Below are 21,296 nucleotides of genomic sequence, written 5' to 3'. Positions count from 1 at the left end.
CGGGGGCGGGATCGGCAAATCAGCAGGGCAGCGCGATTTAGGGGGTTGCTGCGCCGTCGAGCCAGGGGCTCGGATCGGTGTGCTCGCCGTCGAGGCGGACCTCGAAATGCAAGTGCGGACCGGTGGAGTAGCCGGTGGAGCCGATCCGGCCGATCACCTGTCCCTTCTCCACGCGTTGCCCGGTGCTGACGGTCAGCCCGCTCTGGTGAGCGTAGAGGGTGCTCAGCCGGCTGCCGTCGACGTCACCGTGGTCGATGACGACCATGTACCCGTAAGCACTGTTGTACGTCGCCTCGACCACCGTTCCGGAGTCGGCGGCGTAGATGTTGCCGTCGCCAGCGGAGAAGTCGGTACCCGTGTGCATCTTCACGTAGCCGAGGATCGGATGCATCCGGGATCCGTAGGTGGAGGTCGTCTGCCCCGTCCCCGGGCGGACGAACGTGCCGCTGCCCGATCCGGAACCGTAGTCCTCCTCGGTCAGCTCTCGAAGATGCTCGCCGACGGCGGTGGCCTCGTCGAGCTGTTCCATGTACCGCTCGTAGTCCTCGAGCATCGCGTCTTCGGCGAGCTGCAAGGCGTGCTCGTAATCGTCCAGCTGGTCTTCGAGTTCGGCCTGGGCGGCCTCGGCCTCCTCCTCGGCGGCTTCCTTCTCGACACGCTTCTGCGCCGCCTCCTCGGCGAGCCGCTCGCGCTCTTTGCGCTGGCCCTCGAGCCGGTCGACGGCGTTGCGTAGTTCGGCTTGATCCTCGGCGAGCTGGCCCAGTGCGGTGTCGCCGGCATCGAGCAGTGTCTGCAAGCCGAGATAGCGGTCGTTGAGATCTTCGGGGGTGTCCGCGCCCACCAGGACCCCGACGGTGGACAAACCGTTGTTCTGGTGAGCCTCGCTGATGACGCTCCCGAGTGCGCTGCGCGCGTTGGCGGCTTCCGCCTTGAGCTGCTCGATCTCGCGCTCGCTGCGTTCGAGCGCCTGGACGGCGACCTTCACCTGTTTGCGGGCCTCTTCTTCCGCCTCGCGAGCCTGCTCGGCCTCGGCGCGGGCCCGCTCGACGTCTTGCTCGGCCAGATCGATCTCGGCGAGCACCTCTTGCATGAGCTGCTGGGCCTCGGCGACGGCGACGGTCTGCGCGCCGCGTAGTGCCTCCTCGTATGCCTCCTGCGGATCCCGGCGCTGTTGCTCGCCGTGGTCGCTGGGCAGTTCGTCGGTGGGCGGCTCCGTTGGCCTGTCGGCCGGCTGGGAATCGCTGGTCAGTGTTGCTGCCAGTGTCCCCGCCGATATCGATGCCGGCGCCGGCCCGTCGGTGGCCTGGATTTCGCCCGCGTACCCGGGTGTAGCGGTCGGACTGGCGATGCTCAAGACAACGCCCGTGGCGAGTGCCGCCACGGGCACCACACGTATGGACCCCCGCATCTGCTCGTACCAACTCCTTTCCGAGCCGCGTCAATACTACAGAATCACCCGATTCGCGGCATGTCGCGGCACCTGCGAAGACGGCGCGAAGCGTGCGAGCGGGTGGCGGAGTGGCAGGAAAGGTGGCAGGAAAGCGGGGTCATGCCCGGGCAGGTGGGGACACGTGGGGAGTCCTAGGTGGAATGGGATGGTTAGGCTCGAAGCGTGCCTGTTGTGTTGCTTGTTCGCCATGGCCAGACGGCGGCGAACACGTCGGGAATGCTGGCCGGACGTTCGCCGGGGATCGCCTTGGACGCCACCGGCGAGGACCAGATCTCGCAGCTGGGGGAGCGGCTGGGCAAGCAGAAGCTTGCCCGCGTCGTCGCGAGCCCGCTCGATCGCTGCGTGCAGACGGCACGTGTGCTGGATGCGGACGTGCAGCTGGACGAGCGCCTGCTCGAATGCGACTACGGCGAGTGGACGGGGCGCTCGCTGTCGGACTTGCGGCGGCTGAAGCTGTGGCGCGTGGTGCAAGATCACCCGTCGGGAGCGAGTTTCCCCGGCGGTGAATCCTTGCGCGCCATGCAAGCCCGGGCGGTGGAAGCGGTGCGCGAACACGACGCCGAGGTCGCCGCGGCGTCTGGGCGCAACGCCGTCTGGGCGGCGGTGTCACACGGTGATGTGCTCAAGGCGATCGTGGCCGATGCGTTGGGCTTGCATCTCGACCAGTTCCAGCGAATCGTGATCGATCCCGCCTCGGTCACCGCCATCTCATACACTGAACGACGGCCATTCCTGCTCCGCCTCAACGACACCGGCGGTGACCTGCGTGGTTTGTGGAAGGCGCAGCGTCGGCGAACGGCACGTTCCAGCGATGCCGTCGTCGGCGGCGGTGCACGTTAAGGTGAGCATCGTGGCTGTGCAGGTGTTCCGATTCGACTCGCCGGACAGGTTCGTCGTCGGCACGGTGGGAGAACCTGGAGATCGTACGTTCTTCCTCCAGGCTCGCGAGGACCGCCGGCTCGCCAGTGTCGTCCTGGAGAAGGAGCAGGTATCGGTGCTGGCCGAACGGGTCGACGCGATGCTCGACGAGATCGTCCAGCGTACCGAGGGCCAGACCGAGATTCCGGTGGTCGAAGACGTGAGTGAGGAAGATCTCGACCCGCTCGAACAGCCCATCGTCGAAGAGTTCCGGGTCGGCACGCTCACCCTGGCGTGGGAAGGTGACACCCAGCGCGTCGTCATCACCGCATACGCGGCGGGCGAGCCCGGTACCGAGGACGAGGAGCCGCCCGACGACCCCGAAGAATCCACCAGGGATGTGTTCCTGGTGAAGCTGACCGCCGCCGAGGCGCGCTCGTTCGCGCGGCGCGCACAAGCGGTCGTGGCAGCGGGCCGGCCACCGTGCCCCTTTTGCGGGCTCGCCCTGGAAGCGGAGGGCCACATCTGTCCGCGAGCCAATGGATATCGCCGGCAGGGCTGAGGAGCGCCGTGGATCTTCTGGGGCTGCTCGCCCACGGCGAGCTCGCCGTTAACGGGCGTCTCGCCGTCGCCTCAAACGCCACCTTCATCGGGCACGTCGCCCATGGCGAGCAGCGCGTCACGTGCGTGTACAAGCCGATCACGGGCGAGCGTCCACTGTGGGATTTCCCGGACGGGAGCCTCGCGGCGCGTGAGGTCGCGTCCTATCTGGTCTCCGAGGCAGCGGGGTGGCACGTTGTGCCCCCGACCGTGTTGCGTACTGACGGCCCGGCGGGCGCCGGCATGTGTCAAGTGTGGCTTGAGCAGCCCGGGACCCCCGGCTGGGTCGACGTGGTGGCACCCGACGACGTTCCGTCGGGAACCATTCCCGTCCTCGAGGGTATCGACGGCGATGGCTCGCCCGTCGTGCTCGTGCACGCCGACCGTCCCGAGCTGCGGCGGCTGGCCCTCTTCGATGTGGTGATCAACAATGCCGACCGCAAAGGTGGGCACATTCTCACGGGAGACCGCGGGGTGGCCGAGCACATGGCCACGATCGTCGGGATCGATCACGGCGTGTCGTGTCATGCCGAGCCAAAGCTCCGGACGGTCCTGTGGGGATGGGCAGGCACCGCGCTGGACGCGGCCGAGCGGGACGAGTTGGAACGGATCCGGGCGATGCTGGGAGGCGAGCTGGGCTCCCAGCTCGCCGAGCTGCTCACCGAAACCGAGCTGATCGCCATGGACGAACGGGTGTCGGCGTTATTGCAGGACGGACGCATGCCGGTGCCCGAAGGGCGGATGCCGGTGCCATGGCCGCCGTTCTGAACCTTTAGGGTCGCACTTATGCATGCCTGGGCCGTTCCTGACCAACGCCCGTTGCCCGGAACAGGTGCGCCGGTCTGGCTCCGGGACACCGCCTCCGGCGAGACCAGGGTGGCTGCCTCCGGGACGCGAGCGTCGATGTACGTGTGCGGAATCACACCGTACGACGCCACGCATCTGGGGCACGCCGCCACGTACGTAGCGTTCGACGTGCTGAACCGTGCCTGGCGGGATGCCGGCCACGACGTCCGGTACGTACAGAACGTGACCGACATCGATGATCCGCTGCTCGAACGGGCCGAGAGCACCGGACAGGACTGGGCACAGCTCGCGGCGGAGCAGACCGAGCTCTTCCGGCAGGACATGGCCTGGTTGCGGGTGCTTCCGCCGGATCGTTTCGTGAGCGCCGTCGACGCGATACCGCAGATCATCGACGTCATCGGTCGGCTCCGAGATACCGGTGCCGTCTACGAGGTCGAGGGTGACCTGTACTTCTCCGTGCGGGCCGATTCGCGGTTCGGTTTCCTGTCCGGGCTCGACGCGGCGACGATGCGCGAGCTGTTCGCCGAGCGCGGTGGCGACCCGGAGCGCACCGGCAAGAAGGATCCGCTGGACTGCCTGCTGTGGCGGAAGGCACGCCCTGGGGAGCCGGCGTGGGAGAGCCCGTTCGGCGCTGGACGCCCCGGCTGGCACATCGAATGCACGGCGATCGCGCTCGACGAGCTGGGAGCCGGCTTCGATGTGCAGGGCGGTGGCAGCGACTTGATCTTTCCGCATCACGAGATGTGCGCATCCGGGGCGCACGTCCTCTCCAGTGACCAGCCCTTCGCGCATCTGTACGCGCACGCGGGCATGGTGGGATACGAGGGCAGCAAGATGTCGAAGTCGCTGGGCAACCTGGTATTCGCGGAGTCATTGCGGCTCGGCGATGCGGAGCCCGGGGCGGTCCGCCTCGCGCTGTACACCCAGCATTACCGCTCGGACCGGGAATGGAGCGAGGGCTTGCTGCGCTCGGCGGGAGAGCAGCTGGCGCGCTGGCGAGCGGCGGTCGCGGCGCCCGCCGGCCCGGACGCCCGGCCCGTCGTCGAGGAGGTCCGGCAGCGCCTGGCCGACGACCTTGACACGGCCGGGGCGTCACGCGCCGTGGACCGCTGGGTGGACGAGACCCTCGCGAACGGGGGAGAGGAGCCGTCGGCGCCGTCGTCAATCGCCGCGCTGGCCGATTCGCTCCTGGGGATCCGGCTCGTGGAGGCGCCGCGGTGACCTCCGGGTGACGCGCCGCCCGGAGGTGCCATCCGGACGTGTCGCCGGGAGCCGAACGGGATCGGGACCGGCGGGGGCAACGCGGGTGACGACGTACCATGGGTACTGACCGCATCAACCCGACGACACAGAAGAGGTTCGAGCCCGTGTCGGATCAGACGCAATCCACGTCGCAGTCCGCGTCCAGCCCGGTGAGCACCGAGACCGGCACGGCGCGCGTGAAGCGTGGCATGGCCGAGATGCTCAAAGGTGGCGTGATCATGGATGTCGTCACCGCAGAACAGGCCAAGATCGCCGAAGATGCCGGAGCGGTCGCTGTGATGGCACTCGAGCGGGTGCCGGCAGACATACGCGCGCACGGTGGCGTTGCCCGGATGAGTGATCCCGACCTGATCGACGGGATCATCGACGCCGTCTCCATCCCGGTCATGGCCAAGGCCCGGATCGGGCACTTCGTCGAGGCTCAGGTGCTGCAGAGCCTCGGGGTGGACTACATCGACGAGTCCGAAGTCTTGACCCCGGCCGACTACGCCAACCACGTCGACAAGTGGCAGTTCACGGTCCCCTTCGTGTGCGGGGCCACCAACCTGGGCGAGGCGCTGCGCCGGATCACCGAGGGCGCGGCGATGATCCGCTCGAAGGGTGAAGCAGGGACGGGTGACGTGTCCAACGCCACCACACACATGCGTCAGATCCGTGCCGAGATCAACCGGCTGCGGACGTTGCCGGCCGACGAGCTCTACGTCGCGGCGAAGGAGCTACAGGCGCCCTACGAGCTCGTGCGCGAGGTTGCCGAGCTCGGCAAGCTGCCCGTCGTGCTGTTCACGGCAGGGGGCATCGCCACACCGGCGGACGCCGCGATGATGATGCAGCTCGGTGCCGAGGGCGTGTTCGTCGGGTCGGGCATCTTCAAATCCGGCGATCCTGCCCGGCGGGCCGAGGCGATCGTCAAGGCCACGACCTTCTACGACGATCCCGACGTGATCGGCAAGGTTTCCCGCGGCCTGGGCGATGCCATGGTCGGGCTCAACGTCGAGGAGATGCCCGAGCCGCACCGCCTGGCCGAACGGGGCTGGTGACGGCGAGAGGCTCGCGGCCGTTCCCGAGCATGATCGGATGTGGCGCGCATGGTGTCCGTTGACGCCGACGATGTCTTCGCCGATTGGGAGCAAGACGTCGACGGCCTCTGGGTGCGCCGCGCGGCACGGGTGATCGTCGTCGACGGGATCGGCCGAGTTCTCCTGCTCCAGGGGTTCGACGTCGACGAGCCGGATCGTACGTGGTGGTTCACACCCGGCGGCGGACTCGATACGGGCGAATCCGAGCGCGCGTGCGCCGTGCGTGAGTTGTTCGAGGAGACCGGCCTGCGGCTGGATCCGCAGGAGATCGTCGGGCCGGTGGCGGCGCGTAGCGTCGAGTTCCGCTACTTCGGCCGCGAGTGCCGCCAGCACGAGGTGCTGTTCTTCGCCGCGCTCGGTGCTGGGGAGACGGCGGTACGCATGGACGGCTGGACGGCGGTCGAACGCGCGTCCATGTCGGACCTGCAATGGTGGGATCGCGACGAGCTGTCGGCCACCTCGGAGACGATCTATCCGGCGGCGCTTGCCGAGATCGTCGACGATGTGCTGGCCCGGGGATGGGACGGATACGTGCGTCGTATCGGCTAGGCCGGAGCCGTGGACTGCTTGGTGCCGTCAAGCATCGCGGCCCAGTCGTTCACCGTGGCCGGGATGTCGTCGACGTCGATGGTGTCCACCGGCGTGGCGTCGAGCGTGCCGTTCGCGAGATCCTTCCAGCCGGCACTCGTCAGCACGATGACGGGATGAGCGTCCTGATCGATGCGCTCGGCGGCGATGTCGGTCATGAGCGCGGCGAGACCGGCCGCTGCGGCCGGTTCGACGAAGAGACCTTCGGCGGCGACGAGCCGGCGCTGCGCGGTCAGGATCGCCTGGTCGCTGATCATCGTGCCCCACCCACCGGAAGCGGTGACGGCGTCGGCAGCAGCGTAACCGTCGGCGGGCCGGGCTTGCTGCAATGCCGACGTGTGGCTGTAACAGCGCTCGATCTCCGGCGTGGCGACATGGTCCACGAGATAGCGAGCGATGGGCGCACATCCGGCGGGTTGGGCGGCGACGAGTTTGGGCGTCAGGCCGCGCTGGGCGAGTGCGCGCCCGATGGCGACGATCAGCGCGCCGCTACCTGTGGGGACGTACACGTGCGTGGCGGAGGGGAGTTGTTCGGCGATCTCGTAGCCGATGGTGTCGAGCGCGCGGATCCCCTCCGGATTGAACAGGTGGTTCGGGGTGGCGATGAACAGGTTGTATCGCTCGGCGGCCGCCCGCACTTCGTCGTAGAGCCAGATGAGATTGCTGCGGGATTCGTCGCCTTCGATGACGCCGTGTACGAGCTGGACCTCGGCGGAGTAGCCCATGCACGCGGATACTTTCTCCTCTGGCACGGGGTCTTCCAGCAAGACGACGCCAGGCAGGCCGGCGCGGGCGCCGTAGGCGGCCATGGACAGTCCGGCGTTTCCGGACGTGGTGACGATCCATCCCCGATAATCTTGCTGGCGAGCCATGGTCATGGTCAGGGCGGCGGCCCGATCACTGTATGCGCCGGTCGGGTTGACGGACTCCAGCTTGGCAGCGATCTGACCGATGCCGAGCTCGCCCGCGAGCCGCTCCAGCGGCAGTGTCGGCGTGTTGCCCTCGCCGAGGGTCACGTATGGGCCGCTGGCGGGCAGCTCGGAGGAGTAGGGATCGAGGGCAGGCGAGACGTGACCCATAGGTGCTCTCCTCGGAAAGGGTGAACGTAGTGAATGAAACTATCGTTTCGTGGTTTGGGAGTCTATCTCCCTTCCCCGGCGCAAGGGTGTGATGCAGGCCACATTGTTACACGTTCGATCACTGCCGGGCTCCGCAGCTGGCAATGGAGGCCGTGCGGTGTCCTGACCAGCCAGAGGTTACGGTTGATAAGGGCGCAAAACGGCCCCGCGGGCAGCTCGGGGGGCATGCTGGCAGCCGCCTCGCACACTCGCGCGCACGGCTGTGATCACACGTGATCATCACCTGGATCGGAGTATGACACCACCATGACGACCGGACCGACCATCGGGGTCCTGGCGCTGCAGGGGGATGTGCGCGAACATCTCGCAATCCTCGAGACGCTGGGCGCGCGTGGCGCGCCCGTGCGCACGTCGGAGGAGCTCGATGGCGTCGACGGCTTGATCATCCCGGGCGGGGAGTCGACCACCATGTGGCGCTTGGCGCGATCGTTCGGATTGCTCGAACCGTTGCGCAAGCACATTCACGACGGCCTTCCCGCGTACGGCTCCTGTGCCGGCATGATCATGCTGGCCGATCGGCTGGAAGAGGCCGCGCCCGGGCAGGAGACGATCGGCGGGCTGGACATCACGGTACGGCGGAACGCGTTCGGCCGCCAGGTCGACTCGTTCGAGGCCGAGCTGGACTTCCCGGTGCTTGGTGAGCCGCCGATGCGTGCGGTCTTCATCCGGGCGCCTTGGGTCGAGGGCGTCGGCGAGCGGGTAGAGGTGCTCGCGCGCGTCGCCGGCCGGGCCACCGGCCGCGGTGTCGCACACGCACCCGATTCCGAGGCCGTCACCGGTAGAATCGTGGCGGTACGAGCGGGACGGCTGCTCGCGACGTCGTTTCATCCAGAGCTCACCGCTGACGCCCGCATCCATGCGCACTTCCTCGAGATCGTCAAGGAGGCTTGAGCCTATGTCCGGCCACTCGAAGTGGGCGACCACCAAGCACAAGAAGGCCGTCGTCGACGCCCGGCGTGGCAAGCTCTTCGCGAAGCTAATTAAGAACATCGAGGTGGCCGCGCGTACGGGTGGAGGAGATCCGGCGGCCAACCCCACCCTGTACGACGCCATCCAGAAGGCCAAGAAGTCGTCGGTGCCGAACGACAACATCGAGCGCGCCGTCAAGCGAGGTGCGGGCGCCGACGGCGGGGCATCGGATTATCAAACGATCTTGTACGAGGGGTACGGATCCAATGGTGTTGCGGTGCTGATCGAGTGCCTCACCGACAACAAGAACCGCGCGGCATCGGATGTACGCAACGCGATGACCCGCAATGGTGGGTCCATGGCCGATCCCGGGTCGGTGTCGTACCTGTTCGAGCGCAAGGGCGTGATCATCGTTCCCCATCAGCAGGGTGATCGGACGCTGACCGAGGACGAGCTACTCGAAGTGGTGCTTGACGCCGGTGCCGAGGAGGTCGAGGACATCGGGGAGTCGTTCGAGATCCGATGCGAGGCCGGCGAGCTCGTCGACGTCCGCAGCGCCATCCAGGCCGCCGGGCTGGATTACGAGTCCGCGGAGGTGTCGTTCGTCCCGTCGGTGACCGTCCCTCTCGACGAAGATGGCGCAAAGAAGATCTTCCGCCTGATCGAGACGCTCGAAGACTGCGACGACGTCCAGAACGTGTTCTCCAACTTCGACGTGTCCGACGAGGTCCTGGAAGCGGTTGGCTGACCGCGTGATCCGCGTCGGGCCCGGCGCAGCCCCGAGCGGCGAGGAGCCCGCCGCGATCAGCGACCAGGCACCCAGAGCTTGGACGCCTGCGAGGATCGCGACTGCTGTTGCTGCGGGGGCTCCGGCGACGAGCTGGACGTGCTCGGCTCCCGCGGCGGAGCGGGCGTTTCCGCGAGATCGTTGGGCTCGTCTTCACCCTTTTGAGCCACGTTCTGCTCGGCTTGCACCTGGCCCAGGCGCAGCTGGCTGATCAGCTGCTCGATCTGGGTCACGGATTGCTCCGGGAGCTGGGCCCGGGCTTGATCGAAGATGAGGGCACTCACGTCGATCATCAGCCGTGCGTCGCGCCGTCCGAGCTTGGCCTGAGCCGCGGTGAGGACGCTGGAGAGGACATCGGACATGACCTGGCCCACCGGTGCGGTGCGCAGCTGCTCCAGGTACGCGCGCAGCTCCTCTTCGCTCGGCTGTCCCGCTCCCTGCTGTTCGGATGCGTTCGCGTCATCGGTCACGTATCCCAGGATAACGAGAAGTACCCTCGCGACCAGCCGATGCCAGCGGGTTGCGTTTCTCGATCGGGTGCGGGCAGAACACGGGCGTGGCCCTCGCTGCCCGGCGCGTCGGCCACGAAGCTTGCGGACGCCCGAGTAGAGTGAACCACCGAACTGGTGTTCGGCGGAGGGTGTATGCGCGTACTCGGCATTGATCCGGGCTTGACCCGATGCGGCTTGGGCGTGGTTGACGGGCTGCCCGGGCGCAAGCTGCGTCTGATCGACGTCAGCGTGGTGCGTAGCGGATCGGATGTGCCGCTGGGGCAGCGGCTCCTGCTGATCGAGGAAAAGGTGGACGCCTGGATCGCCGAGTACGCTCCCGAGGCCGTCGCCATCGAGCGGGTCTTCAGCCAGCACAACGTCCGCACCGTCATGGGCACCGCCCAGGCCAGCGGCGTGGCCGCACTCGTGGCGGCCCGGCGCGGTCTGTCCGTGGCCGCGCACACGCCCAGTGAGGTGAAGGCGGCGGTCAGCGGCAATGGCCAGGCCGATAAAGCCCAGGTGGCGTCCATGGTCATGCGCCTGCTGCAGCTGGAGGCCAAGCCCACGCCCGCCGACGCGGCCGACGCGCTCGCGCTGGCCATCTGCCATGCCTGGCGCGGCAGCGCCGACGGTATGTTACGCCGGGCGGGCGGATCCGCGCCGGCGAACCGTTTGCGGGCGGCAGCACGTGACAGCGGATCCCAGTGGCCCGAGTGGCCACGTAGCGCAACGAACGGAGAGTCTCCATGATCGCATTCGTGCGGGGAAACGTGGCGAGCGTGCGGCCGACGGAGGCCGTGCTCGACGTCGGCGGTGTCGGCCTCATGTTGCACTGCACCCCGGGCACGACGGCGGAGTTGCATGTCGGGAGTGAGGCCGAGCTCGCGGCCAGTCTGGTGGTGCGGGAAGATTCGTTGACCTTGTATGGCTTCGCCACCGACGACGAGCGTACGGTCTTCGAGCTGCTCCAGGCGGCCAGCGGTGTCGGCCCGAGACTGGCGCAGGCGATGCTGTCGGTGCACACGCCGGACGAGCTGCGCCGGGCATTGGCGGCCGAGGATGTCACCGCGTTGACCAAGGTTCCCGGCATCGGGAAGAAGGGGGCGCAGCGGATCGTCATCGAGCTCAAGGACAAGCTCGGTCCGGCGTCGGGTGACGTATCGGGCGCGGCCGGAGCGGCCGGGGGTGCCGGTGGGCTGGCTGCGCCCGCGCAGGGCTGGCAGGAACAGGTGCGTTCGGCGCTGCTCGGGCTGGGCTGGTCGGCCCGCGACGCGGATGCGGCCGTGGAGCGGGTCGCGCCGATGGCGGCCGAGAACGGCCAGACGGCGGACGTGTCGGCGTTGCTGAAGGCGGCTCTGCGAACATTGGCCACATGACGGACTGGCGGGCTCGACCGGGGTGTCGGCGATGAGCATGTTCGACAACGACGAGGCAGCGTCGCGGCTCGTGGGCGGAAGTGCGGACGCCGACGAGCGAGCGGTGGAGGCCGTGCTGCGGCCGCGGACACTGAGCGAGTTCGTCGGCCAGGAACGGTTGCGCGAGCAGCTCTCACTCGTGCTCGATGCCGCGCGTGCCCGGGGGCACACGGCGGACCACATCTTGCTCTCCGGGCCGCCAGGTCTGGGCAAGACCACCCTCGCGATGATCGTCGCTGCCGAGATGGGCGCCCCGCTGCGCATCACGAGCGGGCCCGCCATCCAGCATGCCGGCGATCTGGCGGCCATCCTGTCCTCCATCGGCGAGGGCGACGTGCTCTTCTTCGACGAGATTCACCGCACCGCCCGGGCCGCGGAGGAGCTGTTGTACACGGCGATGGAGGACTTCCGGGTGGACGTCGTCGTCGGCAAGGGTCCCGGCGCGACGGCCATTCCCCTGGAACTGCCCCGCTTCACGCTCGTCGGCGCGACCACGCGCACTGGCCTGCTGCCGGGGCCGCTGCGTGACCGGTTCGGATTCACCGGCCATCTCGATCTTTATGAACCGGCCGAGCTCCAGCGTGTGCTCGCCAGGTCGGCCGGGTTGCTGGAGGTCGAGCTTCGCGAGGACGGAGCGCACGAGATCGCGGGCCGCTCGCGCGGCACGCCGCGGATTGCCAATCGCCTGCTGCGCCGGGTGCGCGACTTCGCGCAGGTGCGGGCCGATTCCGTGGTCACGGCCGACATCGCCCGGTCGGCCCTGGAGATCTTCGAGGTCGACACGATGGGGCTGGACCGTCTGGACCGTTCGGTCTTGAGCGCGCTGTGCAAGAATTTCGGCGGGGGACCGGTAGGGCTGGGCACCCTGGCGGTCGCGGTCGCGGAAGAGCGTGAGACGGTGGAAGAAGTGGCCGAGCCGTTCCTGGTGCGCGCGGGATTGCTGGCCCGTACCCCCAGGGGCCGCGTCGCCACGCCGGCGGCGTGGACCCATCTCGGGCTGGCGGTACCGCAACGTGCACCGTTCGCGGGAGAGGCAGAGCTCGATTTATTCGGCACGAACGACGACAATTGAGATAACGCCTTGATTCTGTTATCAGGGCTGTTCGCAATATAGAATCACGCGAACGTTCCCGGACACCTAGCCGAAGGAAGCGACGTACTCATGGAAGCGCTGCTGCTCCCCATCTTGCTCATCGCGGTCTTCTATTTCTTGCTCATCCGGCCGCAGCAGCGGCAGCGGCGGCAGATGCAGCAGATGCAGCAGACCCTCGCAGTTGGCAACAAGGTCATGACCGGCAGCGGGTTGATCGCCACGGTCGCGTCTATCGACGACGACGAGGTGGAGCTCGAGGTCGCACCCGGTGTCACCAACACGTACGTGCGCCGGGCGATCATCAACGTCCTGGACGGCCAGCAGAACGAGGAAGCTTCGGACGCCGACCCGTTGGCGGCGGACGAGAGCGAGTTCTCCGACTCTGCGGAGACCGACGGCGACGCCCCGAAACATCAAGAAGCCAACGATTCCGAGTCGCGCTGAGCGCCGCGTCACGATACATCGATGATCAGCGACGCCGATCGCGACATGATGCTGTCGCGCATTCGCGATGTGCCTGATTGGCCCAAGCCCGGCGTGACGTTCAAGGACATCACGCCGTTGTTGCGGGATGCTCCCGCGTTCGCCCGGGTCATCGAGCTGCTGAGTGATGCCGGGCCGGAAACCGGAGAGCCGGTCACGGCGGCGAGCCCGCCGGTCGATTTGGTGATCGGCATCGAAGCGCGCGGGTTCATCCTCGGCGCGCCCGTGGCCCACCGTCTCGGCGCCGGTTTCGTCCCGGTGCGCAAGGAAGGCAAACTTCCGGCAGAGACGACGACGGCGAATTACGAGTTGGAGTACGGCGAGGAGACCGTCGAGGTTCACCGCGACGCCGTCGCCCCGGGCCAGCGAGTCCTCATCGTCGACGATGTGCTGGCCACGGGTGGCACGGTGAGTGCTACTGTCGAGTTGATGCGTGCGGCCGGGGCCGAGATCGTCGGTGTCAACGTGCTCCTCGAGCTCGGCTTCTTGCACGGGCGAGATCGCCTGGCCGATGTGCATCTCGATGCGTTACTGACGGTGTGAGATGTAACACACCGTTGTGACCTGCATATTTGCACACCGCGTTAGCGGATGAAACATACGCATCCTAGACTGTGTTGTCTCCTTCGTGAGAAGGCGAAAGGAGGCTTGTGGCCGAGCAGACAGCTCCGAGCGGCGCCCTCGCACCGGTCCGGGTGCGCGCGAGGCTGGCGCGCCTGACGTCGCAGCGCCAGCAATCCGAGCCTGCGCTCGAACCACTGTTCCGAACCATCAAGGCGATCCACCCGAAGGCGGACCTCAGCGTCATCGAGAAGGCCTACCGGGTCGCCGAGGAAGCACACAGCGGCCAGAAGCGCAAGAGTGGCGATCCCTACATCACCCATCCGCTTGCCGTGGCCACCATCCTGGCCGAACTCGGCATGACGCCACCCACCCTCGCGGCCGCGCTGCTGCACGACACGGTCGAGGACACCGACTACGGCCTGGATGAGCTGGCCGAAGAGTTCGGCGACGAGATCGCCATGCTCGTCGACGGCGTCACCAAACTGGACAAGGTCAAGTACGGGCAGGCGTCACAGGCGGAGACGGTCCGCAAGATGGTCATCGCGATGGCCAAGGACATCCGGGTGCTCGTCATCAAGCTCGCCGATCGCCTGCACAATGCCCGCACGTGGCGATACGTGCCGAAAGAGTCCGCGCGGCGCAAGGCGCGCGAGACCATCGAGATCTACGCGCCGCTGGCGCACCGGCTCGGGATGAACACCATCAAATGGGAGCTGGAAGATCTCTCCTTCGCCACCCTGCATCCCAAGGTCTACGATGAGATCGTGCGGCTCGTGGCCGAGCGCGCTCCCTCGCGGGACGAGTACCTGGTGAAGGTGGTGGACCAGGTACAAGAAGACCTCCGTGCGGCGAAGATCAAGGCGACGGTCACCGGCCGACCGAAACACTATTACTCGATCTATCAGAAGATGATCGTGCGGGGGCGGGAATTCACCGACATCTACGATCTCGTCGGGATCCGCGTCCTGGTCGAGTCGGTCCGGGATTGTTATGCCGTCCTCGGCATCGTGCATGCGCGCTGGAACCCGGTTCCGGGGCGGTTCAAAGACTTCATCGCGATGCCGAAGTTCAACATGTACCAGTCGCTGCACACCACCGTCATCGGGCCGCAAGGCAAGCCGGTGGAGCTGCAGATCCGCACCAACGCGATGCACCGGCGGGCCGAGTACGGCATCGCCGCGCACTGGAAGTACAAGGAGGAGAGCAACGCCGGCCGCGAGACCGACAAGTCGGCCGCCACGGCGGATCACAACGGCGCGAACGACATGGCGTGGCTGCGCCAGCTGCTCGATTGGCAGAAGGAGACCGAAGATCCGGGCGAGTTCCTCGAATCCCTGCGGTTCGAGATGGAGTCCAACGAGGTCTACGTCTTCACGCCGAAGGGCGACGTCGTCTCGCTGGCCGCCGGCGCGACACCGGTCGATTTCGCGTATGCCGTGCACACCGAGGTCGGTCACAAGACGATCGGTGCCCGGGTCAATGGCCGGCTCGTGCCCCTGGAATCCAAACTGGACAACGGCGACGTCGTCGAGGTCTTCACCTCGAAAGCACAGGGGGCCGGCCCGAGCCGGGACTGGCTGACGTTCGTCACCAGTGCGCGGGCCCGGAACAAGATCAAACAGTGGTTTTCCAAGGAGCGCCGCGAGGAGGCGATCGAACACGGGCGAGATGCGATCGCCCGGGCGATGCGCAAGCAGGAGCTCCCGCTGCAGCGCATGCTGCGCCAGGAAACGCTCACCGCCGTGGCCGACGAACTCCGCTACGCAGACATCTCGGCGCTGTACGCCGCCGTGGGCGAGGGACACGTGTCGGCGCAGAGCGTGGTGCAGAAGCTGGTGCACATCCTCGGTGGTGAGGAAGGAACCACCGAAGACGTCGCCGAGGCGGTCAGCTCGGAACGCCCGCGCCGTCGCAGCGGGGGCGATCCCGGCGTCGTCGTCAAGGGCGTGAGCGATGTCTGGGTCAAGCTGTCGCGTTGCTGTACGCCGGTGCCCGGGGACGACATCGTCGGCTTCGTCACGCGCGGTTCGGGCGTATCGGTTCACCGGGAAGACTGCTCCAACGTCGACTCGCTGCGCCAGCAGGAAGGCCGCATGGTCGAGGTCGAATGGGCACCCAGCTCCAACAGCATGTTCCTCGTGGCCGTCCAGGTGGAGGCCCTCGACCGCGCGCGGCTACTGTCGGACATCACCCGGGTCCTGTCCGATCAGCACGTCAACATCCTGTCCGCCACCGTGGCCACTGGCAGCGATCGGATCGCCAAGAGCCGTTTCACCTTCGAGATGGCTGACCCCAAACACCTGGGCCACGTGTTGAAGGCCGTTCGCGGTGTCGAAGGGGTCTTCGACGCCTACCGGCTCACCAGCGGCGTGCCAGCCGTCTCCAACTGATCCCTCTTTTCGTCCGCTGATCATGAACACTAGGCGTCCTCATGAGGACGCCTAGTGTTCATGATCAGCGGACGAAAAGAGGGTGAAACGGGTGGGCTAGCGGGCGAACTCGTCCCGGGCCTGCTCGGCCTGTTCGAGCCAGGTACGCCGCGCCTCCAGCGCTTCCTCGGCTTCGCGGATGGCCCGCTCATCACCTGAGGCACGTGCCTTTTCGAGCTTGCTTTCCAGATCCGAGATCAGGGCTTGCAGTTGCTCGACCGTGTCCTGGGCACGGGCATAGGCTTCCGGATTGCTGCGGCGCCAGTCGGCCTGCTCGGCATCGCGGATCGCATCCTCGATCTTGCGCAGGCCACCCTCCACCGAACGCCGGGAATCGCGCGGGACCGGGCCGATCCGTTCCCAGCGTTCCTGGATGGACCGCAACTCCGCCCGGGCGGCCTTCCAGTCCCGGACCGGCAGCAGGGCCTCGGCCTCGGCCAGCAACTCGTTCTTGGCCTGCAGATTGGCGTTCTCCTCGCTCTCGCGCTGTGCCTGATGCTGCGAGCGCGCCTCGAAGAACGTGTCCTGTGCTGCGCGGAACCTCTTCCAGAGCGTGTCCTCGACGTTGCGCGGCGCGGGACCCGCAGCTTTCCACTCCGCCATGAGCTCGCGGAAACGCCGCGATGTGGGTCCCCAGTCGGTGGACGTCGCGAGTTCCTCGGCCTCGTCGAGAATGCGTTCCTTGATCTCCCTGGCTTCTTCGCGACGCTGGGCCAGCTCGGCGAAGTGCGCCTTGCGACGCCGCGTGTAATGCGTGCGCGCGGTGGAGAAGCGCCGCCACAGCGCGTCGTCGGTGGCGCGGTTCAACCGGCTCAGGGATTTCCACTCTTCGAGCAGTTCTCGAAGCCGGTCGGCGCCGTGCCGCCAGTCGTCGCCGCCGGCGATCTCTTCGGCCTCGGCGACGATGGCCTCCTTGCGAGCATGAGCCTCCTCTTGCGCCTTGGCCCGAGCTGCCCGGCGTTCGGCCCGGCGCTCGGCGACGTGCTGTTCGACCGCGTCGAGCCGGCGGCTCAGCGCGTCGAGGTCACCGACGGCCTTGGCGTCGACGAGGGCGTCGCGCAGCTTGCGAACGCCGGCGGCGATGTCGTCGGGCGCGGCAGCGCCAGACGCGAGCCGTTGTTCGAGGAGGTCGACCTGCACGGCGAGCTCGTCGAATTTGCGGCCGAAGAACTCCAGCGCTTGCTCGGGTTCGCCGACTTTCCAGGACCCCACCCATCGCTCGCCCTCTGCGGTACGGACGAAGACCTCGCCGGACGCGTCGACTCGGCCCCATTCGTTGGAGGCGACGGTCTCGGGAGCGGCACTGGTTGCGTCGTTGCCCGGCTGAGTAGCGGCCGACTCGGGACCGGGCTGACCCGGGTCCATCTGGTTCGGGTCCGTCTGGCCCGAGTCCACCTCGCCCGGGTCCTTCTGGCCCGGGTCTGTCTGCGCCGGCCGGGTTTCCGGGCTACCGGGAGTCTCGGTCACGATCAGTCCTCATCCGGGTTCGGGTGAAGGCATGGGAAACGTCACAGTATTCAAAGACGACATCAGGAGACATCTTTGACGAACATGGTATTCGAGGGGACAGTCTAAGCAGGATGAGCCGCTGTGAAGATAACGAGTTCGCGGCGATCGCGCTGCGACCGGTAATCTTCCCGGGTGCTCCTACTTTCCTTCGCTAGCCCCGTACTGGGCACGAACTGTTATATCGTGGCACGCGACGGCGGCGAGGAGTGCCTGCTCGTCGACCCCGGGATCGGCATCGACGACGATCTGGAGAAGATCCTCGCCGAGCACGCGTTACGGCCCGTGGCCGCACTGGTCACGCACGGCCATGTGGATCACACGTTCGCTCTCGGGACGTTGTGCCAGCGTCGTGAGCTGCCCGTGTACATCCACGAGGCGGATGCCTACCGGCTGGATGATCCGATCGGTACGCTGGGCCCCGAGCTCGCTCCGATGCTGGCCGGGCTGGCCGGCGAGTGGTCGCGCCCGCCAGACGTGCGCTTCGTCCGTGACGGTGCGAGTTTCGAGGTGGCCGGCATCACCGTGCGTCCGTGGCATGCACCGGGGCACACGGAGGGCTCCGTGCTCTACCACCTGCCCCAGCCGGACGCGGACACGGCACACCTGTGCTTCACCGGGGACGTGCTGTTCGCGGGCACCATTGGCCGGACCGATCTCCCGGGCGGAGATCCGGCGACCATGGAGCGCACGCTCGCCGAGATCGCGAAACCGGAATCCGGCGGTGGGCTGCCGGACGCGACCTCGGTGCTGCCTGGCCACGGCGACGGAGACACGCTGGGCAACCAGCGCCTGACCAACCCGTTCCTGCGGAATGTACGAGGACTATCGTGAATCAACCCCTGTTCGCGGCCCCGAAGGGCACGTTCGACCACGTACCGCCGCGTGCGGAGACGATTCTGGCCGTGCGCGATGCCATGGCTGAACAGGTACGGCGCGCCGGCTTCGGATACATCGAGACGCCCTCGTTCGAGGAGACCGCCTTGTTCGTCCGTGGCGTCGGCGAGTCGACCGACGTCGTGACCAAGGAGATGTACTCCTTCACCACCAAGGGCGGCGACGATGTCACGCTGCGCCCCGAGGGTACGGCTCCGGTGCTGCGTGCCGCGCTGGAGAACAACCTGCACCGCGGCGCGCTGCCGGTCAAGCTCTGGTATTCGGGCTCGTACTACCGGTACGAACGCCCCCAGAAGGGCCGGTATCGCCACTTCTCGCAGGTCGGCGCCGAGGTGCTCGGAACCGAGGACCCCGCCAGCGACGCCGAGCTGATCGTGCTGGCCGTCGACGCCTACCGGGCGCTGGGGATGACGGGCGTGCGCGTGGTCCTGAACTCGCTGGGCTCGGAGGAATCGCGTCCGGCGTACCGGGAGGCGTTGCGGGAATACCTGCGTGGCCTCGATCTGGACGAGCAAACCGCCGCGCGGGTGGAGGCGAATCCGCTGCGGGTGCTCGACGACAAGCGTCCGGAGATCCAGGCCGCGCTGGCCGACGCGCCAGTCGTGGCCGACTTCTTGTCCCCGGCCGACCGCACTCACCACGACACGGTGTGCGAGCTGCTGGCCGAGGCGGGCGTGCCCTTCGAGCAGGACCCCCGGCTCGTCCGCGGTCTCGACTACTACACGCGCACGCTGTTCGAGTTCGTCCACGACGGCCTGGGTTCGCAGTCGGCCGTTGGCGGGGGAGGGCGCTACGACGGGCTGTCCGAGCTGCTCGGCGGTCCGCGCTTGCCGGGTGTGGGCTGGGCGCTCGGTGTCGAGCGCACCGCCTTGGCCCTGGAAGCCGAAGGCGTGCCGCTTCCTGGCCAGAACGGGCTTGACGTTTATGCGGTGCCGCTCGGTGGCGAGGCCTCCCGGCACCTGTTCGGGGTCGCGACCGAGCTCCGCCGCGCAGGTGTGCGCACCGACATGGCCGTCGGCGGGCGCGGGCTGAAAGGCGCCATGAAGGCGGCGGATCGCAGCGGGGCGCGGTTCGCACTCGTCGTCGGCGAGCGCGACATCGCCGAGGACGAGGTCCAGGTGAAAGATCTGCGCTCGGGCGAGCAGGAGGCGGTGTCGTTCTCCGACGTGGTGCCTCACGTCACCCGGCGACTCGGGCACTGAACGACGGACCCGGACACTGAACGACGAGAGCTCGCCCTTTGGAACGCTTGAACGATGGAGAGCTCGCCCCCTCCCGGCCGGCTGCGCTGGTAGCCGGGGAGGGGCGAGCTCTCATTCGGCTCTGCGGATTGGGGTTCCTACTCCGCTTCTGGCTTGACCGTGATCAGCTTCCACTCGGGGCGGCTGAAGAACTCGATGTTGGTCCGGCGGACCGTGACGGCTAGCAAGATCAGCCCGACCAGGTTTGGCAGTGCCATCAGGCCGTTGAGGATGTCCGCGATGTCCCAGACCAGATCGAGGCTGGCGACCGAACCCACCAGGATGAACAGGCAGAACACGACCCGGTAGGGCGTGACGGCCACCCGGCCGAACAGCCGGTCCATGCAGCGTTCGCCGTAGTAGGCCCAGCCGAGCAGGGTCGAGAAGGCGAAGAACACGACGGCGAGCGACACCAGCGTGCCTCCCCAGTCTCCGGGCAGACCTTCGCGGAACGACTCGGCCGTGAGCACGGCGTCCTGCAGCTGCTCGCCCTCGTCGTCGACCTCGGTGTACATGCCCGTGGTGACGATGACCAGCCCGGTGAACGTGACCACCACGAGCGTGTCGAGGAAGGTCTGGGTCATCGACACCATAGCCTGGCGGACCTCGTGCGTGGTCTTGGCCGCAGCAGCGGCGATACCTCCGGTGCCCAGGCCCGACTCGTTGGAGAAGATCCCGCGCGCGACACCTTGGCGCAGCACCAGCAGGATGCCGGCGCCGAGGAACCCGCCGGCTGCCGCCTCACCGGTGAATGCGCCCTCGAAGATGGTCGCGATGGCCTGCGGCAGGTCGGCGATGTTGAGGAGCAGGATGACGGTGGCGCCCAGGAGGTAGAAGATCGCCATGAACGGCACGAACGCGGCCGTGAACCGGCCGATGGATTTGATGCCGCCGAGGATGACCAGGGCGGCTACGAGCATGAGCACCAGGCCGGTGGCCCACGTCGGGAATCCCCACTCGTTGTCGAGGGTGGACGCGACCTGGCCGGATTGCACGCCGTTGCCGATGCCGAACGCCGCAAGCGCTCCGAAGATGGCGAAGAGGATGGCCAGCACCTTGCCCAGGGCGGCCATCTTGCCGTCGCCGTACTTCTCGCGCAGCCCCTCGCTGATGTAGAACATCGGGCCACCGCTTTGCTCGCCGGCGGCGTCCTGCCGGCGGTACTTCACCCCGAGGAACGCTTCGGAGTACTTCGTGGCCATGCCGACCAGACCGGTGACCCACATCCAGAACAGCGCACCCGCGCCGCCGACGGCGATGGCGCTTCCGACACCGGCGATGTTGCCGACGCCGACGGTGGCCGCAAGGGCAACGGTGAGCGCCTGGTAGTGGCTGACGTCTCCCAGGGCGCCTTCCTCTTTGCGTTTGATGAGCGCGAGCCACAGGGAATAGAAGAGCTTGGTGAACTGCACGCCTCGCAGCATGATTGTCAGGAACAGGCCGGTACCGAGCAACAGCGGTACCAGCAACCCGAACTCGACAACGGGAATGTCCAGGCCACCCCAGACGAACTCCCCGATGTATCCGATGATGTCTTCCAACGTTTCCACGCGTCGCCTCCTCGTTCCCGCATGGTGAGCGGGTACGGACCAGTAGGAACGCTAGGGCGGCGCACCTGGTACGTGATCCGCCCTTCCAGTGCCGGCCGCCCCGTGAAACTCCGGCGCATGCGTTCCGGATCGGAATGACCGGGACCTTAA

At 67.4% G+C, this 21,296-nt stretch carries 21 protein-coding genes; 16 read left to right on the top strand and 5 right to left on the bottom strand.

Features of this window, described 5'->3' with window-relative positions; all coding sequences use genetic code 11:
- Positions 1-37: 37 nt before the first annotated feature.
- A complete protein-coding gene (locus DPM12_RS18430; RefSeq protein WP_123788490.1) occupies positions 38-1,408 on the bottom strand; it encodes a M23 family metallopeptidase in 1,371 nt (456 codons plus the stop codon).
- Positions 1,409-1,612: 204 nt separating this feature from the next.
- Here DPM12_RS18430 and DPM12_RS18425 point away from each other — a divergent pair, with 204 nt between their 5' ends.
- The 6 genes from DPM12_RS18425 to DPM12_RS18400 all read left to right on the top strand — a co-directional run bounded on the left by DPM12_RS18425 (position 1,613) and on the right by DPM12_RS18400 (position 6,603).
- The gene (locus DPM12_RS18425; protein WP_112259817.1) at positions 1,613-2,290 is read left to right on the top strand and encodes an MSMEG_4193 family putative phosphomutase; all 678 of its coding nucleotides are present in this window, start codon (positions 1,613-1,615) and stop codon (positions 2,288-2,290) included.
- A 10-nt stretch (positions 2,291-2,300) separates the two neighbouring features.
- The gene (locus DPM12_RS18420; RefSeq protein ID WP_170313722.1) at positions 2,301-2,870 is read left to right on the top strand and encodes a DUF3090 family protein; all 570 of its coding nucleotides are present in this window, start codon (positions 2,301-2,303) and stop codon (positions 2,868-2,870) included.
- 8 nt (positions 2,871-2,878) lie between these two features.
- Positions 2,879-3,676: an SCO1664 family protein gene (locus tag DPM12_RS18415; protein ID WP_211659122.1), complete on the top strand. Its 798-nt coding sequence runs from the start codon at positions 2,879-2,881 to the stop codon at positions 3,674-3,676.
- Positions 3,677-3,694: 18 nt separating this feature from the next.
- Complete coding sequence (mshC, locus tag DPM12_RS18410; RefSeq protein ID WP_112259815.1) at positions 3,695-4,936, top strand: cysteine--1-D-myo-inosityl 2-amino-2-deoxy-alpha-D-glucopyranoside ligase; 1,242 nt, start codon at positions 3,695-3,697, stop codon at positions 4,934-4,936.
- 98 nt (positions 4,937-5,034) lie between these two features.
- Complete coding sequence (gene pdxS / locus DPM12_RS18405) at positions 5,035-6,015, top strand: pyridoxal 5'-phosphate synthase lyase subunit PdxS (protein ID WP_281269672.1); 981 nt, start codon at positions 5,035-5,037, stop codon at positions 6,013-6,015.
- Positions 6,016-6,063: 48 nt separating this feature from the next.
- Complete coding sequence (locus DPM12_RS18400; protein WP_112259814.1) at positions 6,064-6,603, top strand: NUDIX hydrolase; 540 nt, start codon at positions 6,064-6,066, stop codon at positions 6,601-6,603.
- Here the strand turns inward: DPM12_RS18400 and DPM12_RS18395 are convergent.
- Positions 6,600-7,721, bottom strand: coding sequence for a pyridoxal-phosphate dependent enzyme (locus tag DPM12_RS18395; protein WP_112259813.1), 1,122 nt, complete (start codon positions 7,719-7,721; stop codon positions 6,600-6,602). The two genes, DPM12_RS18400 and DPM12_RS18395, sit on opposite strands and share 4 nt — an antisense overlap.
- Before the next feature lie 306 nt (positions 7,722-8,027).
- Here DPM12_RS18395 and pdxT point away from each other — a divergent pair, with 306 nt between their 5' ends.
- The gene (gene pdxT, locus DPM12_RS18390; RefSeq protein WP_112259812.1) at positions 8,028-8,672 is read left to right on the top strand and encodes a pyridoxal 5'-phosphate synthase glutaminase subunit PdxT; all 645 of its coding nucleotides are present in this window, start codon (positions 8,028-8,030) and stop codon (positions 8,670-8,672) included.
- 4 nt (positions 8,673-8,676) lie between these two features.
- A complete protein-coding gene (locus tag DPM12_RS18385) occupies positions 8,677-9,438 on the top strand; it encodes a YebC/PmpR family DNA-binding transcriptional regulator (RefSeq protein WP_112259811.1) in 762 nt (253 codons plus the stop codon).
- A 56-nt stretch (positions 9,439-9,494) separates the two neighbouring features.
- On the opposite strand, the gene DPM12_RS18380 is transcribed toward DPM12_RS18385, so the two are convergent.
- On the bottom strand, positions 9,495-9,947 hold the full coding sequence (locus DPM12_RS18380; protein ID WP_112259810.1) for a hypothetical protein: 453 nt from the start codon (positions 9,945-9,947) through the stop codon (positions 9,495-9,497).
- A 174-nt stretch (positions 9,948-10,121) separates the two neighbouring features.
- Between DPM12_RS18380 and ruvC the strand changes: the two genes are divergently transcribed.
- The 6 genes from ruvC (at position 10,122) to DPM12_RS18350 (ending at position 15,913) form a co-directional block, all read left to right on the top strand.
- Entirely contained in the window at positions 10,122-10,718 is a 597-nt protein-coding gene (gene ruvC / locus DPM12_RS18375; RefSeq protein WP_112259809.1) for a crossover junction endodeoxyribonuclease RuvC, read from the top strand.
- Complete coding sequence (gene ruvA, locus DPM12_RS18370) at positions 10,715-11,344, top strand: Holliday junction branch migration protein RuvA (RefSeq protein ID WP_112259808.1); 630 nt, start codon at positions 10,715-10,717, stop codon at positions 11,342-11,344. Before ruvC ends, ruvA begins: the two co-directional genes overlap by 4 nt.
- Positions 11,345-11,375: 31 nt before the next feature.
- Positions 11,376-12,455, top strand: coding sequence for a Holliday junction branch migration DNA helicase RuvB (gene ruvB / locus DPM12_RS18365; protein WP_112259807.1), 1,080 nt, complete (start codon positions 11,376-11,378; stop codon positions 12,453-12,455).
- Between the two features lie 90 nt (positions 12,456-12,545).
- Entirely contained in the window at positions 12,546-12,920 is a 375-nt protein-coding gene (gene yajC, locus DPM12_RS18360) for a preprotein translocase subunit YajC (protein ID WP_112259806.1), read from the top strand.
- 21 nt (positions 12,921-12,941) lie between these two features.
- The gene (locus DPM12_RS18355; protein ID WP_112259805.1) at positions 12,942-13,502 is read left to right on the top strand and encodes an adenine phosphoribosyltransferase; all 561 of its coding nucleotides are present in this window, start codon (positions 12,942-12,944) and stop codon (positions 13,500-13,502) included.
- 107 nt (positions 13,503-13,609) lie between these two features.
- Complete coding sequence (locus DPM12_RS18350) at positions 13,610-15,913, top strand: RelA/SpoT family protein (protein WP_112259804.1); 2,304 nt, start codon at positions 13,610-13,612, stop codon at positions 15,911-15,913.
- A 96-nt stretch (positions 15,914-16,009) separates the two neighbouring features.
- Here DPM12_RS18350 and DPM12_RS18345 read toward each other — a convergent pair whose 3' ends face one another.
- Positions 16,010-17,419, bottom strand: coding sequence for a DUF349 domain-containing protein (locus DPM12_RS18345; RefSeq protein ID WP_211659121.1), 1,410 nt, complete (start codon positions 17,417-17,419; stop codon positions 16,010-16,012).
- 174 nt (positions 17,420-17,593) lie between these two features.
- Between DPM12_RS18345 and DPM12_RS18340 the strand changes: the two genes are divergently transcribed.
- Positions 17,594-18,292, top strand: a complete 699-nt coding sequence (locus DPM12_RS18340) for an MBL fold metallo-hydrolase (protein WP_112259803.1) — start codon at positions 17,594-17,596, stop codon at positions 18,290-18,292.
- Entirely contained in the window at positions 18,286-19,557 is a 1,272-nt protein-coding gene (hisS, locus tag DPM12_RS18335; RefSeq protein ID WP_112259829.1) for a histidine--tRNA ligase, read from the top strand. Before DPM12_RS18340 ends, hisS begins: the two co-directional genes overlap by 7 nt.
- A gap of 137 nt (positions 19,558-19,694) precedes the next feature.
- On the opposite strand, the gene DPM12_RS18330 is transcribed toward hisS, so the two are convergent.
- Positions 19,695-21,137, bottom strand: a complete 1,443-nt coding sequence (locus DPM12_RS18330; RefSeq protein WP_112259828.1) for an alanine/glycine:cation symporter family protein — start codon at positions 21,135-21,137, stop codon at positions 19,695-19,697.
- Positions 21,138-21,296: the final 159 nt, after the last annotated feature.

Source organism: Phytoactinopolyspora halophila (assembly GCF_003287285.1).
GTDB lineage: Bacteria > Actinomycetota > Actinomycetes > Jiangellales > Jiangellaceae > Phytoactinopolyspora_A > Phytoactinopolyspora_A halophila.
This window is presented reverse-complemented; position numbering and strand designations above follow the sequence as displayed.